At 68.5% G+C, this 13,225-nt stretch carries 13 protein-coding genes; 2 read left to right on the top strand and 11 right to left on the bottom strand.

Annotation, left to right across the window (positions count from 1 at the left end; genetic code table 11):
• Positions 1-8: 8 nt before the first annotated feature.
• The 10 genes from paaC to paaN form a co-directional block, all read right to left on the bottom strand.
• Positions 9-791: a 1,2-phenylacetyl-CoA epoxidase subunit PaaC gene (gene paaC / locus TMZ1T_RS07400; protein ID WP_004299874.1), complete on the bottom strand. Its 783-nt coding sequence runs from the start codon at positions 789-791 to the stop codon at positions 9-11.
• Positions 791-1,087 (bottom strand): 1,2-phenylacetyl-CoA epoxidase subunit PaaB, encoded by a 297-nt coding sequence (paaB, locus tag TMZ1T_RS07405; protein WP_004299876.1) that lies wholly within the window; start codon positions 1,085-1,087, stop codon positions 791-793. The genes paaC and paaB overlap by 1 nt, the downstream gene beginning before the upstream one ends.
• Complete coding sequence (gene paaA / locus TMZ1T_RS07410; protein WP_012585053.1) at positions 1,084-2,091, bottom strand: 1,2-phenylacetyl-CoA epoxidase subunit PaaA; 1,008 nt, start codon at positions 2,089-2,091, stop codon at positions 1,084-1,086. The genes paaB and paaA overlap by 4 nt, the downstream gene beginning before the upstream one ends.
• Before the next feature lie 116 nt (positions 2,092-2,207).
• Complete coding sequence (locus TMZ1T_RS07415) at positions 2,208-2,993, bottom strand: enoyl-CoA hydratase/isomerase family protein (RefSeq protein ID WP_012585054.1); 786 nt, start codon at positions 2,991-2,993, stop codon at positions 2,208-2,210.
• A 15-nt stretch (positions 2,994-3,008) separates the two neighbouring features.
• Complete coding sequence (gene pcaF / locus TMZ1T_RS07420) at positions 3,009-4,214, bottom strand: 3-oxoadipyl-CoA thiolase (protein ID WP_012585055.1); 1,206 nt, start codon at positions 4,212-4,214, stop codon at positions 3,009-3,011.
• Between the two features lie 10 nt (positions 4,215-4,224).
• The gene (gene paaK / locus TMZ1T_RS07425; RefSeq protein ID WP_004299881.1) at positions 4,225-5,550 is read right to left on the bottom strand and encodes a phenylacetate--CoA ligase PaaK; all 1,326 of its coding nucleotides are present in this window, start codon (positions 5,548-5,550) and stop codon (positions 4,225-4,227) included.
• A gap of 51 nt (positions 5,551-5,601) precedes the next feature.
• Positions 5,602-6,069 carry a hydroxyphenylacetyl-CoA thioesterase PaaI gene (gene paaI / locus TMZ1T_RS07430; protein WP_004299883.1) on the bottom strand — a complete coding sequence of 156 codons (468 nt, stop codon included), beginning with the start codon at positions 6,067-6,069 and terminating at the stop codon, positions 5,602-5,604.
• Positions 6,062-7,621 (bottom strand): 3-hydroxyacyl-CoA dehydrogenase PaaH, encoded by a 1,560-nt coding sequence (gene paaH, locus TMZ1T_RS07435; RefSeq protein ID WP_004299885.1) that lies wholly within the window; start codon positions 7,619-7,621, stop codon positions 6,062-6,064. Before paaH ends, paaI begins: the two co-directional genes overlap by 8 nt.
• Positions 7,618-8,412, bottom strand: a complete 795-nt coding sequence (gene paaG / locus TMZ1T_RS07440; RefSeq protein WP_004299887.1) for a 2-(1,2-epoxy-1,2-dihydrophenyl)acetyl-CoA isomerase PaaG — start codon at positions 8,410-8,412, stop codon at positions 7,618-7,620. Before paaG ends, paaH begins: the two co-directional genes overlap by 4 nt.
• Before the next feature lie 10 nt (positions 8,413-8,422).
• Positions 8,423-10,090 carry a phenylacetic acid degradation protein PaaN gene (gene paaN, locus TMZ1T_RS07445; protein ID WP_012585056.1) on the bottom strand — a complete coding sequence of 556 codons (1,668 nt, stop codon included), beginning with the start codon at positions 10,088-10,090 and terminating at the stop codon, positions 8,423-8,425.
• A 473-nt stretch (positions 10,091-10,563) separates the two neighbouring features.
• On the opposite strand from paaN, the gene paaX reads away from it, so the two are divergent.
• A complete protein-coding gene (gene paaX, locus TMZ1T_RS07455) occupies positions 10,564-11,514 on the top strand; it encodes a phenylacetic acid degradation operon negative regulatory protein PaaX (RefSeq protein WP_012585057.1) in 951 nt (316 codons plus the stop codon).
• 98 nt (positions 11,515-11,612) lie between these two features.
• On the opposite strand, the gene paaY is transcribed toward paaX, so the two are convergent.
• The gene (gene paaY, locus TMZ1T_RS07460) at positions 11,613-12,230 is read right to left on the bottom strand and encodes a phenylacetic acid degradation protein PaaY (protein WP_012585058.1); all 618 of its coding nucleotides are present in this window, start codon (positions 12,228-12,230) and stop codon (positions 11,613-11,615) included.
• Between the two features lie 83 nt (positions 12,231-12,313).
• Here paaY and TMZ1T_RS07465 point away from each other — a divergent pair, with 83 nt between their 5' ends.
• On the top strand, positions 12,314-13,129 hold the full coding sequence (locus TMZ1T_RS07465; RefSeq protein WP_012585059.1) for an IclR family transcriptional regulator: 816 nt from the start codon (positions 12,314-12,316) through the stop codon (positions 13,127-13,129).
• The last annotated feature ends 96 nt before the right edge of the window (positions 13,130-13,225 follow it).

Raw genomic sequence — 13,225 nt, forward strand, 5'->3', positions numbered from 1 at the left:
CTTCGCCCTTACCAGGTGGCGCCCGGGTGGGCGCGGGCCAGACCCTGCATCTCGCCGAGCAGGTAGCTCAGATGCTCGGAGTGCAGGCCGATCTTGCCCTCGGTCACGTAACCGTGGAAGTTCGGGCGGGTCAGGGTGGCTTCGGCCAGCGCCTCGTTGACGAGCGCGTCCCAGGCCGGGCGCAGCGCCCATACGTCGATGCCGATCTTGGCCGCCACCGCGGCGCCTTCGGCCGGGCTGGTGGTCCAGAACTCCTCGGTGTAGGGCATGAGGTGGTTCACCGCCGCCTGCGCGCGGGCGTGCGACTCCTCGGTGCCGTCGCCCATGCGCACCAGCCAGTCACGCGAGTGGTGCAGGTGGTAGCTGGTTTCCTTCAGCGACTTGGCGGCGATCGCGGCGAGGCTGGCGTCGGCGGACTGCTGCAGGCCGTCCCACACGTGCACCATCAGCGCCGAATACAGGAAGTTGCGCACGATCGTGGTGGCGTAGTCGCGGTCGGCCGCGGCGTAGCCGACCAGCGCGCCGTGGTGCGGGAGCTCCAGCAGCGTGTAGTTGCGGAACTCGTGCGGGCCGCGGAAATAGGCCAGCTTGTCCTCGGTGGCGTCGCCGCCCTTCAGCTCGGCGGCGCGCTGGTACAGCAGGCGCGCCTGGCCGATGAGGTCGAGGCTGACGTTGGCCAGCGCCATGTCTTCTTCCAGGATGGGGCCGTGCCCGCACCATTCGGCGTTGCGCTGGCCGAGCACGACGGCGTTGTCGGCCAGGTGCAGCAGGTAGTCGATCGGCGTGCTCATTACATGTGCCCCACTTCTTCAGGGATCTCGTAGAAGGTCGGATGGCGGTAGATCTTGTCGGCGGCGGGGTCGAAGAGCTCGCCCTTGTCGTCCGGGTTGCTGGCGGTGATGGCGACCGAGGGCACCACCCAGATGCTCACGCCTTCCTGGCGGCGGGTGTACACGTCGCGCGCCATGTGCAGGGCCTGGGCCGCGTCGGCCGCGTGCAGGCTGCCGCAGTGCTTGTGCTCGAGGCCTTGCTTGCTGCGGACGAAGACTTCCCAGAGGGGCCAATCCTTGAGTGCGGGGGTGTTCATGCTGCCTCCTTCAGTGCGCGTTCTTTTTGCTTGCGGGCATAGGCCTGGGCCGCGTCGCGGACCCACTGGCCATCGTTGTGTGCCTTGACCCGGGTGGCCAGGCGTTCGTTGTTGCACGGTCCGTTGCCTTCGACGGTGTTCCAGAACTCGGCCCAGTCGATCTGGCCGTAGTCGTAGTGGCCGCGCGCCTCGTTCCACTTGAGGTCGGGGTCGGGCAGGGTCACGCCCAGCACCTTGGCCTGCGGCACGGTGGCGTCGATGAACTTCTGGCGCAGGTCGTCGTTGCTGATGCGCTTGATGCCCCAGCGCATGCCTTGCGCGCTGTGCGGGCTGTCGGCATCCGGCGGCCCGAACATGGCCAGGCACTTCCACCAGTAGCGGTTGACCGCGTCCTGCACCATCGCGCGCTGCTCGTCGGTGCCCTTCATCATCACCAGCAGGGCCTCGTAGCCCTGGCGCTGGTGGAAGGATTCCTCCTTGCACACGCGCACCATGGCGCGCGCGTAGGGGCCGTAGGAGCAGCGGCACAGCGGGACCTGGTTCATGATCGCCGCGCCATCGACCAGCCAGCCGATCACGCCGACGTCGGCCCAGTTGAGCGTCGGGTAATTGAAGATCGAGCTGTACTTGGCCTTGCCCGAGTGCAGGCCTTCGAGCATCTGGTCGCGGCTGGTGCCCAGCGTCTCGGCGGCGGAGTACAGGTAGAGGCCGTGGCCGCCCTCGTCCTGGACCTTGGCGATCAGGATGGCCTTGCGCTTGAGGCTGGGCGCGCGCGAGATCCAGTTGCCCTCCGGCAGCATGCCGACGATCTCGCTGTGGGCGTGCTGGCTGATCTGGCGCACCAGCGTCTTGCGGTAGGCCTCGGGCATCCAGTCCTGCGGCTCGATGCGCCCGTCGGCGTCGATGCGGGCCTCGAAGGCGGCTTCCTGCTCGCTCGTCGCATTGGAGACCGCTGCGAGTTTCTTTCCGGAATCGTCCGGAATGTCCATTGCCTGGGTGTACATGTGTTTCCTCCTAGCAAACACCGCACCGGGAAATACCGGCACGGAACGCGGGGTGCGCATGGCTGTGACCCCGCCTCCTCCTCAAAGGTCCGCCACGCCCGGGGCGCGGCGGGTGTTCATTGCATCCACGCCGGCGAGCGCTTCTCGAAGAAGGCCGTGAAGCCTTCGCGGGCTTCGGCGGTGACGCGCTGGCGCGCGATGCGGCCGGCGGTCTCCTCGGCGACGGCGTCGTCGATCGGACGCCCGGCCAGCGCGGCGATCAGCTGCTTGGCGGCAAGCTGGGCCTGCGGGCCGCAGGCGAGCAGGGCCTGCACGAGGCGATCGACCGCGGCGTCGAGTTCATCCAGCGTGACGACCTCGCCGACCAGGCCCATGGCCTTGGCCTCGGCGGCGCCGAAGCGTTCGGCGCTCTGGAAGTAGCGCAGGGCGTGGCGCGGGCCGATGGCGCGCAGCACGTAGGGGCTGATCACCGCGGGGATGATGCCGAACTTGACCTCGGAGGTCGCGAAGCTGGCATCGTCCGCGGCGATCGCCATGTCGCAGGCGGCGGTGAGGCCGGTGCCGCCACCGAGCGCCGCGCCCTGCACGCGCGCGATGGTCGGCTTCGACATCCCCGACAGCGTGCGCAGCATGGCGGCGAACTTGCGCGAGTCGGCGAGGTTCTCCGCCTCGGTGCTGTCCGAGGCGCGGCGCATCCAGTTGAGGTCGGCACCGGCCGAGAAGTGCTTGCCACGCCCGGCCAGCACCACCACGCGCACGCCGGCATCGGCGTCGAGTTCGGCGCAGGCGGCCGCCAGCTCGGCGATGAGCTGCTCGTTGAAGGCGTTGAACACTGCCGGCCGATCCATCCAGATCGTCGCGACGGCGCCGCGGCGCTCGATGGCGAGGGTTTCGTAGTTCATGGACTGTCCCGTGCCTCAGACGCGCTCGATGATCATCGCGATGCCCTGGCCGACGCCGATGCACATCGTGCACAGCGCGTAGCGGCCATTGCGGCGCTGCAGCTCGTAGGCCGCCGTGGTGACCAGGCGGGCGCCGCTCATGCCCAGCGGGTGGCCCAGGGCGATGGCGCCGCCATTGGGGTTCACGCGTTCTTCGTCGTCGGCGAGGCCGAGGTCGCGCAGCACGGCGAGGCCTTGTGCCGCGAAAGCCTCGTTGAGTTCGATCACATCCATCTGATCGAGCGTGAGGCCCGCCTTGGCGAGCACCTTGCGCACCGCGGGTGCGGGGCCGAAGCCCATGATGCGCGGCGCCACGCCGGCGGTGGCCATGGCGACGACGCGGGCGCGCGGGGTCAGGCCATGCTTCGCGGCGGCGGCGTCGGAGGCCAGCAGCAGCGCGCAGGCGCCGTCATTGACGCCCGAGGCGTTGCCGGCGGTGACGCTGAGCTCGGGGCCATTGACGCCCTTGAGCTTGGCCAGCATCTCCAGCGTGGTTTCGGGGCGCGGATGCTCGTCGGTGTCGAAGACGATCGGGTCGCCCTTCTTGCGCGGGATCACCACCGGCACCAGCTCGTCCTTGAAGCGACCGGCGGCGTGGGCGGCGGCCCAGCGCTGCTGCGAGCGCAGCGCGAAGGCGTCCTGGTCGGCGCGCGAGATGTCGAAGTCGGCGGCGACGTTGTCCGCGGTCTGCGGCATCGAGTGCGTCTCGTACAGCTTCTTCATCAGCGGGTTGATGAAGCGCCAGCCGATGGTGGTGTCGTAGATCGCGGCGCTGCGCGAGAAGGCCGACTCGGCCTTGCCCATCACGAAGGGCGCGCGCGACATGCTCTCGACGCCGCCGGCGATCATCAGCTCGGTCTCGCCCGACTTGATCGAGCGCGCGGCCAGGCCGATGGCGTCCATGCCCGAGCCGCACAGGCGGTTGACCGTGGTGCCGGGCACCTCGATCGGCAGCCCGGCGAGCAGGCCGGACATGCGCGCGACGTTGCGGTTGTCCTCGCCGGCCTGGTTGGCGCAGCCGTAGATGATGTCTTCGACCGCGGTCCAGTCGACCTGGGGGTTGCGGGTCATCAGGGCCTTGAGCGGCACGGCGCCGAGGTCGTCGGCACGCACGGAGGCCAGGGAGCCGCCGTAGCGGCCGATGGGGGTGCGGATGGCGTCGCAGATGAATGCTTGAGTCATGGCCAGCTCCTTACAGTTGCTTCGGGCGCTGGTCGATGACGCGGCGGGCCTTGCCGGTCAGCGTGCGCGGAATGGCTTCGAACTCCATCACGTTCACCTTGGTGGAGATGCCGATGATGGTCTTGATGTGGTGCTGCAGCTCGCGTGCGATGTTCTCGGTCTCGGTGCGGCTGAGCTTGCCGGAGAGTTCGCGCTGGACCTCGACGCGGATCTCGACGTTGTCGAGATGGCCGTCGCGCGTGAGCACGATCTGGTAGTTACCCGACAGGCGGCGGTCGCGCATGATCTGCTCCTCGATCTGGGTCGGGAACACGTTCACGCCGCGCACGATCAGCATGTCGTCCGAGCGCCCGGTGATCTTGCCGATGCGGCGGAACGAGCGCGCGGTCGGCGGCAGCAGGCGGGTGAGGTCGCGGGTGCGGTAGCGGATGACCGGGAAGGCTTCCTTGGTGAGCGAGGTGAACACGAGTTCGCCTTCCTCGCCGTCGGGCAGCACTTCGCCGGTGTCGGGATCGATGATCTCGGGATAGAAGTGGTCTTCCCAGATCACCGGGCCGTCCTTGGTCTCGATGCACTCGCTGGCCACGCCCGGGCCCATGACCTCGGTGAGGCCGTAGATGTCGATGGCGTCGATGCCGAGCTTGCGCTCGATCTCGCTGCGCATGCCTTCGCCCCAGGGCTCGGCGCCGAAGATGCCGATCTTCAGCGAGATGTCCTCGGGCTTGATGTTCAGGCGCTCGAACTCCTCGGCGATCACCAGCGAGTAGGACGGCGTGACCATGATCGCGTCGGGGCGGAAGTCCATGATCTGCTGCACCTGCTTCTCGGTCTGGCCGCCGGACATCGGCACCGCGGTGCAGCCGGCACGCTCGATGCCGTAGTGGGCGCCGAGGCCGCCGGTGAACATGCCGTAGCCGTAGGCGTTGTGCACCATGTCGCCGGCACGCACGCCGGCCGCGCGCAGCGAGCGGGCGACCACGTCGGCCCAGTTGTCGAGGTCGCGCTTCGTGTAGCCGACCACGACCGACTTGCCGGTGGTGCCGCTGGAGGCGTGCAGGCGGGCGACCTTGTCGCGCGGCACGGCGAACAGGCCGAAGGGGTAGTTGTCGCGCAGGTCCGTCTTCGTCATGAAGGGGAACTTCGCGAGGTCGGCCAGCGACTGGAGGTCGTCGGGATGCACGCCCGCTTCCTCGCAGCGCTTGCGGTAGGGCGCGACGTTGTCGTAGGTGTGGCGCACCGACCACTGCAGGCGCTGCAGCTGCAGGGCGGAAATTTCGTCGCGGCTGGCGGTCTCGATCGGGTCGAGGTCGCCGGGGCGGGGGCTCTTCACGGGCATGGTGTGGTCTCCTCTGTCTCTCTACGTGTGCTTGGGGCCGCGCGGACCCGTCTAGGCGTTCTCTGCGGCGAGTCCGGCGATCACCTCGCCGGAGATACGGTAGCTCTTGCCCCGGAACAGGGCGATGGTGTTGCCTGCGCTGTCGCGCACGGTGACGTCATAGACGCCGGTGCGACCGGCCAGCGTGCGCTCCACGGCCTCGGCCTGCAAGGTGTCGCCTTCGCGCCCGGTGGCGACGAAGTCGATGTTGCATCCGGACGCCACGGTGTTGCGGTTGTAGGCGTTGCAGGCGTAGGCGAAGGCGGTGTCGGCCAGGGTGAAGATGAGGCCGCCGTGGCAGATGTGGTGGCCGTTCACCATGTCGCCGCGCACCGTCATGCTGACCCTGGAGCGGCCGGGACCGACGTGCTCGATGCGCATGCCGAGCGCCTGGGCGGTACGGTCGCGCGACCACATCGCCGCGGTCACGGCCTCGGCCAGGGCCTGCGGATCGGTCGGGATGGGCTGCGCATCAGTCATGGATCTTCTTTCCGGCGAACACGCGCTGCTGGATCAGCGGGGACACGCGATAGCGGTCCTCGCCATAGAAGCGGGCGAGGTTGGCGAGTACGGCGCAGATCGCCGGCAGGCCGACGCGGTCGGCCCATTCCAGCGGTCCGCGCGGGTAATTGACCCCGAGCTTCATCGCCGCATCGGCGCCGGCGGCATCGCACACCCCCTGGTTGACCGCGTCGGCCGCTTCGTTGGCGAGCATCGCGACGGTGCGCATCACTGCCAGTCCCGGGGTGTCGCCCAGGCGGCAGACCTCGAAGCCGGCCGCCTGCAGCAGGCTGATCGCGGCGCCGACCGCGGGCGCGAAGCAGTTGATCGCGGCGCCGACCGCGATGCGGCCGGCGGTGGCGTAGTCCAGTGCGAGGTCGATCAGCACCACGTTGGCGATGCCCATCTCGGTGGCGCGTTGCGTGGCGGTGCGGCCGTCGGTGACGAAGATCACCGCGCCTCCCGTCTCGGCGATGCGACCGTCGTTGGCTTCGCCCCAGGTATGGGGGATGTTGCGCTCGAAGAGGCGGTCGGCGAGCGCATGCACGGCGGCCGAATGGCCGTGGAGCACGATCTCGTCCGGTGCGTGCTGCGCCACCGCGACCTGGGGTGCGGGGCGCGCGGCGCCCTCGCGGTAGTCGTAGAAGCCGCGGCCCGACTTGCGACCGAAAAAGCCGGCGTCGACCAGCTCCTGCTGGATCAGCGAGGGCGTGAAGCGCGCATCGTTGTAGAAGGCGTTCCACACCGAGCGTGTGACGGCGAAATTGACGTCGTGGCCGATCATGTCCATCAGCTCGAACGGCCCCATGCGGAAACCGCCGGCGTCGCGCATGATCGCGTCGAGTGTGGCGCAGTCGCCACCGCCTTCGTTGAGGATGCGCAGCGCCTCGGCGTAGTAGGGACGGGCGACGCGGTTGACGATGAAGCCCGGCGTCGAGCGCGCATGCACCGGCGTCTTGCCCCAGGCCGCGGCGGTGGCGAACAGGGTGTCGGCGACCACGCGCGCGGTGGCGAGGCCGGAGACGATCTCGACCAGCTTCATCAGCGGCGCCGGGTTGAAGAAGTGCAGGCCGGCCAGGCGTTCGGGGCGCTGCAGGGCGGCGCCGATCGAGGTCACCGAGATCGACGAGGTGTTGGTGCCGAAGATGCAGTCGGCGCCGACGATGTTCTCCAGGTCGCCGTACAGCTTCTGCTTGGCTTCGAGGTTCTCGACGATGGCCTCGACCACCAGTGCGGCGTCGGCGAGCTCGGCCAGCTGGTCGACGGCGATCAGGCGTTCAGCGGCCGCCTGCGCGGCTTCGGTGCTCATCTTGCCCTTGTCGGCGAGCTTGCCGAACTGGGCACGGATGCCTTCGATCGCCTTGGCGGCGGCGCCCGGACGGTTGTCGAGCAGCTTGACCACGTGGCCGGCCGCGGCCGCCACCTGGGCGATGCCGGCGCCCATGGCGCCGGTGCCGACCACGGCGACGACAGCCGAGGCGGGCAGCGGCTGCGCGGCGGACTTGGAGATCTGGGTGTCGGTCACGCTCATTCCCCGGTGAACTTCGGTGCGCGCTTTTCCATGAAGGCGGCGACGCCTTCGGCGTAGTCGGGGCTCCAGCCCAGCTCGCGCATGAAGCCGCCCTCGAAGGAGAGCTGCTGCTCCAGCGTATGGCCGGCCGCGGCGTGCATGGCCTGGCGGGTGCGCACCAGGGCCTTGGTCGGCATGGCGGCGAGCTGCGCGGCGAGCGCGTCCACCTTTGCAGCGAACTCGGCATCGTCGTACGCCGCCCAGATCAGGCCCCAGTCGGCGGCCTTCTCGGCGGGCAGCTTGTCGGCGAGCATCGCCAGGCCCATCGCGCGCGCCATGCCGACGCGCTGCGGCAGGAACCAGGTGCCGCCGGTGTCGGGTACGAGTCCGATCTTGCTGAAGGCCTGCAGGAAGGAGGCCGACTTCGCCGCCACCACCAGATCGCAGGCGAGCGCCACGCTGGCGCCGGCGCCGGCGGCGATGCCGTTGACCGCGGCGATGGTGGGCACGCGCAGGTTCTGCAGGCGCAGCACGAGCGGCTTGTAGTTCTTTTCGACGACGTTGCCGATGTCGGGCATCTTGCCGCCCACCGACGCCATGTCGGGATCGGCCAGATCCTGGCCGGCGCAGAAGGCGCGGCCGGCGCCGGTGAGCACCAGCACGCGCGCGGCCTTGTCGGCGTGGACGCGGTCGAGCGCGTCGCGCAGCTCGGCGTGCATCTCGCCGGTGAAGCTGTTGAGCTTGTCGGGGCGGTTCAGCGTCAGGCGGGCGACGCCCGCCTCCACTGCAAACTGGATGTTGTTGTATTCCACGGACGGATCCTCAGACGTGGTAGCGGCGCTGGACGACGCGGAAGCGGTTGGCGACGAAGGCGGAATCCGAATACGAGGCGTTGGCCGACGGGTTGCCGCCGGTGCCGTGGTAATCGGAGAAGGCCGCCGACTGGTTCACGAACACGCCGCCGGTGAGGTTGATCGACAGCGCGACCTTGCCGCGCCAGGTGGCTTCGGTCATCGCGTCGATGACGTCCTGCCTCGTGGAGTAGAGCCCGACGGTGAGCGCGCCGTGGGTCCTGACCACACGCTCGGAGAGCGCGATCCCTGCGGCGGTGTCGGCGACCTTGACGATGAAGCTGATCGGGCCGAAGCGCTCTTCCATGTAGGCCTTCTCGTCGGCGGCGTCGCAGGCGAGCAGCACCGGGGTGCGCACCTTGGCGCCCGGGAACTCGGGGTTGTCGAGCTTCTGCGAGGCCAGCACGACCTTGCCCAGCGCGCCGCTGTTGGCGATGTCGATGCGTTCGGCGGTGTCGGCGGACTGGATCGCGCCGAGCACGGCGTGGGCGACCTCGGGTTTGGACAGGAAGCGCTCGACCGCACGGGCGAGGTCGGCGCAGACCTCGTCGTAGCTCTTGTGGCCGTCCTCGGTGTCGATCCCGCCCGCGGGCACGAAGATCGCCTGCGAGGTGGTGCACATCTGGCCGGAATACAGCGAGAGCGTGAAGGCGAGGTTGCCCAGCATCGCCTTGTAGGAGTCCGTCGAGTCGATGACGATGTTGTTCACGCCGGCGAGCTCTGCATAGACCTGGGCCTGGCGGCAGTTGTCGATCAGCCACTGGCCGAACACGTTGCTGCCGGTGAAGTCGACCGACTGCACCGCCGGGTGGGTGGCGAGCGCCTGGGTGACGCTGCGCTGGGTGGCCACGCACAGGCTCACCAGGTTGGGGTCGATGCCGTTCTCGGCGAGCACGGTGCGGATCGTGCGCACGGTGATCGCCGCCGGCAGGATGGCATTGCTGTGCGCCTTGACGATGACCGCGTTGCCGGTGGCGAGCGCGGCGAACAGGCCCGGGTAGGTGTTCCAGGTCGGGAAGGTGCCGCAGCCGATCACCAGGCCCACGCCGCGGCCGACGATCTGGAAGTGCTTCTTCATGACCAGCGCCGGGTTCTTGCCCTGGGGCTTCTCCCAGGTGGTCTCGGCCGGCACGAAGCTCTGCTCGCGCCAGGCGTAGGTGACGGCCTCGAGGCCGCGATCCTGGGCGTGCGGGCCGCCGGCCTGGAAGGCCATCATCCAGCCCTGGCCGGTGGTCATCATGACCGCGTGGGCGATCTCGAAGCTCTGCTTGTTCAGGCGCTGGAGGATTTCCAGGCAGATGCCGGTGCGGCCGTCGGCGCCCGCCGCCTGCCAGCCCTTCATTGCCTCGAGCCCGGCGGCGATCAGCGTCTCCGGGTCGCACACCGGATAGCGCACGTCGAGCGCCACGCCATAGGGCGAGCTCTCGCCGCCGTGCCAGCCCGTCTGGCCCGGCTGCCCGAGCTCGAACGGCTTGCCCAGGTGCGCCTCGAAGGCGCGCTTGCCCTCGTCCGGCGCCGCCTCGCCATAGAGCTTGGGGCTCGGCATCTCGGGGAAGGCAGACCAGTAGCCGCGCGTGGCGATGGCGTCGAGGGCGCTTTCGAGGGTGGCGCGGTGCTTTTCGAGCAAGGGGTGGGGCATGGGTCTCTCCGAGTGGGTGGTCTTGTGCTTCAAACGATACAAATCGATTTGATAAATGTCAATACTAGGTATCTATTCTGGAGGGGGTGATCACCTCAAGTTTTGATAGGCGAAACACGTTTAGATATAAGGAAGTCGTTTATAAACAGTTGGATATGTGAAAATTATCGGGGTGTTCCGGCAGCCGTAGCCAGTCGAAAAACCCGGGGCGTCCGCTGCTCTGGACTTAATGTGATACAAGAAGACATAGAAAAATCTAGTATAAGTATCGTATTAATCTCCTTGCTGCCTTGCCCTCCCGCGCACTCGCCCGCACGCATCCAGGCTTCGTGCCCGCGGAATCGGCGTGGCGCTCGTCCTCGAGCCTTGCGTACGCGAGTGCAGCGGCCTCGAAAGCGCGCTCCGGCGCTAGGCGCATCTGCCCGGAATCGATAGACTTCGGGCCCCCAACCGCAGCGCGAACAAGCTCGTCCGTGACCACTTCCATCCAAGATCGCCTTGAAGCGTTCCGCAAGCAAGATCGCGTGCAGGCCGGGTCGCTGATCATTTCCGTCTTCGGCGACGCCGTGCTGCCCCGAGGCGGACGCATCTGGCTGGGCAGCCTGATCCGCTTGCTCGAGCCGCTTGGGCTCAACGAGCGTCTCGTCCGCACATCGGTGTTTCGGCTTGCGCGCGATGAATGGCTGGTCAGCGAGCCTTGCGGCCGCCGTACGGACTATATGCTGACGCCTTCCGGTCTGCAGCGTATCGAGGAGGCGTCGCGCCGCATCTACGCCTCCGCTGCGCAGGGCTGGGATCGTCGCTGGCGGCTGATCCTCGCCGTCGGCGAGCTTGCGGCCAGGGACCGCGAGCGCCTGCGCAGGGCGCTGTTCTGGCAGGGCTTCGGCGCCCTCGACGGGGACTGCTTCGTGCATCCGAGCGCGGACCTCATCACCGCCTTCGACGCGCTCGTCGGGGAGGGGTTGGGTGGGCTGCTGCCGCGGCTCAAGCCCCTGATGGCTGCGGATGCGGCCCTGGGTGCGGCGGCCAGCGACGCCGACCTGGTGCATGCGGCATGGAATCTCGAGCGCCTGGCGCAGACCTATCGCGAATTCGTCGACTGCTACCAGCCCGTGCTGGCCCAGCTCCGCGATGGCGCCAGCGAGTCCGGGGATGAGAACGCCTTCCTCATGCGGATGCTGCTGATCCACGACTACCGCCGCCTGCTGCTGCGCGATCCCGGATTGCCCGACGTGCTGCTGGCGAGCGACTGGCCGGGGCAGCGTGCGCGGCTGCTGTGCCGCGAACTCTACCGTCGGCTGCTGGTGCCGTCCGAGCGCCATATCGACGCTCACCTCCGCCTCGCCGACGGCCGCACGCCCGAGGCGTCGCCCCGCCTTCTCGCGCGCTTCCAGGACGCCGACCCGCTGCGCGGCGCCGCCTGAGCGCCGCCAGCCTCTTCCCGCCGGTCGGCGCGCGGCGACCGGGGCGGGGGCGTGCGGGACGCGTTCATGGCCGTGCCGCCCTGCGTGCGCCGCCGGCCTCAGCCTTCCCGCCTGCGCAGTTCCACCAGCGGCACCACGTCCGGCATGTGGATGCGCTTGCGCCCGGGCTCGACCGCCGCGAGCGGCACGGTCTCTTCCATCGTGGCCAGGCTGCGGCGGGTGAGGTCCTGGTAGGTCGCGGTTCCCGAGCTCTTCCAGCGCATCTCCTCCTCGGAGAGCGCGCGGATCGCCTTGGCCGGCATGCCGGCGATCAACATGCGCGGCGGCATCTCGACGCCGGCCTTGACGAAGGCCGCCGCGGCGACGATCGATGACTCGCCGATCACCGCGTTGTCCATGATCACGGCGTTCATGCCGACCAAGGCGTTGCGGCCCACCCTGCAGCCGTGCAGCACGGCGCCGTGGCCGATGTGTCCGTCCTCCTCGACCACCGTATCGGTGCCGGGAAAGCCATGCATCACGCAGGTGTCCTGCAGGTTCGAGCCGCGCTCCAGGATCAGTCGCCCGAAGTCGCCGCGCAGGCTTGCGCAAGGCCCGACGTAGCAGTCCGGGCCCACGATCACGTCGCCGATCAGCACGGCCGACGGGTGCACGTAGGCGGTCGGATCCACCACCGGCACGATGCCGTCGATCGCATAGACTTTCAGCTGATTCATCCTTGTTCTCCTCCGCTCGGACTTATGTTACATATAAAGGAAAGATTTCTTCAATAAGTAATTTTATCGGTGAGGGGGCTTCGATGAGCGACGAACTCGACGGCAAGCACGGCGTGCAATCTCTCGAGGTGGGCATGAGCATCCTCCGCGCCATGGTCACCGGCAAGCGCTCCATGATGCTCAAGGACATCGCCCAGGCCGCCGACATGCCGCCCTCGAAGGCGCACCGCTACCTGGTCAGCCTGATCCGCAGCGGACTCGTCGAACAGGACCGGCTCACCTCGCGCTACGACCTCGGTCCCTTCGCCCTCAACCTCGGCCTGGTCGCCCTCGACCGCGTCGACCGGATCCGTCTCGGCTTGAGCGCGATCGGCGATTTGCGCGATCTCACCAACGAGACCGTCGCGCTCGCCGTCTGGAGCGATCGAGGGCCGGTCGTCGTGCGCTGGGAGCGTCCCCGTCGTCCGATCACCGTCAATGTGCTGACCGGCACCAGCCTCAGCCTGCTGAGCTCGGCCGCCGGGCGCGTCTTCGCCGCATGGCTGCCCGAGCAGCAGACCGAAGCGCTGCTGCGCGCCGAGCTCGAATCCGGTCGGGTGCCCGCGGGCCTTGCCACCCTCGACGACGCGCGCCGGCTGCTCGCCGAGGTCCGCGCGCGGGGTGTGGCGGTGATTTCCAGCGGCTATTTCGCCCGCGGCGTCGAGGCTGCGGCGGCCCCGGTGTTCAACTTCAAGAACGAGATCAACATGAGCATCGCCCTCGTGGGCGTCGAGGGCACGCTGGATCTCCTCCCGCACAGTCCCGTGCTCCAGGCGCTGAAGGAGGCCTGCGACGCGCTGTCGCGGCGACTCGGCGCGACCCTTCTCCCGGGTGTCGAGTCGGGCGACCACGCGACCTGAGGGGTGGGTGCGGCGGGAGGTTGCGCACAGCAGGAGCCGGATACTTTTGGAATTGATACAAAGTTTCTGCTTGACGGAATCTTTTGTATCAATTCT

Origin of the sequence: Thauera aminoaromatica, assembly GCF_000021765.1 — a bacterium.
GTDB classification, from domain to species: Bacteria; Pseudomonadota; Gammaproteobacteria; order Burkholderiales; family Rhodocyclaceae; genus Thauera; species Thauera aminoaromatica.

Excerpts from the sequence above, each read along its gene's own strand:
- paaC (WP_004299874.1), bottom strand. The coding sequence starts at position 791 with ATGAGCACGCCGATCGACTACCTGCTGCACCTGGCCGACAACGCCGTC.
- paaB (WP_004299876.1), bottom strand. The coding sequence starts at position 1,087 with ATGAACACCCCCGCACTCAAGGATTGGCCCCTCTGGGAAGTCTTCGTC.
- paaA (WP_012585053.1), bottom strand. The coding sequence starts at position 2,091 with ATGTACACCCAGGCAATGGACATTCCGGACGATTCCGGAAAGAAACTC.
- TMZ1T_RS07415 (WP_012585054.1), bottom strand. The coding sequence starts at position 2,993 with ATGAACTACGAAACCCTCGCCATCGAGCGCCGCGGCGCCGTCGCGACG.
- pcaF (WP_012585055.1), bottom strand. The coding sequence starts at position 4,214 with ATGACTCAAGCATTCATCTGCGACGCCATCCGCACCCCCATCGGCCGC.
- paaK (WP_004299881.1), bottom strand. The coding sequence starts at position 5,550 with ATGCCCGTGAAGAGCCCCCGCCCCGGCGACCTCGACCCGATCGAGACC.
- paaI (WP_004299883.1), bottom strand. The coding sequence starts at position 6,069 with ATGACTGATGCGCAGCCCATCCCGACCGATCCGCAGGCCCTGGCCGAG.
- paaH (WP_004299885.1), bottom strand. The coding sequence starts at position 7,621 with ATGAGCGTGACCGACACCCAGATCTCCAAGTCCGCCGCGCAGCCGCTG.
- paaN (WP_012585056.1), bottom strand. The coding sequence starts at position 10,090 with ATGCCCCACCCCTTGCTCGAAAAGCACCGCGCCACCCTCGAAAGCGCC.
- paaY (WP_012585058.1), bottom strand. The coding sequence starts at position 12,230 with ATGAATCAGCTGAAAGTCTATGCGATCGACGGCATCGTGCCGGTGGTG.
- TMZ1T_RS07465 (WP_012585059.1), top strand. The coding sequence starts at position 12,314 with ATGAGCGACGAACTCGACGGCAAGCACGGCGTGCAATCTCTCGAGGTG.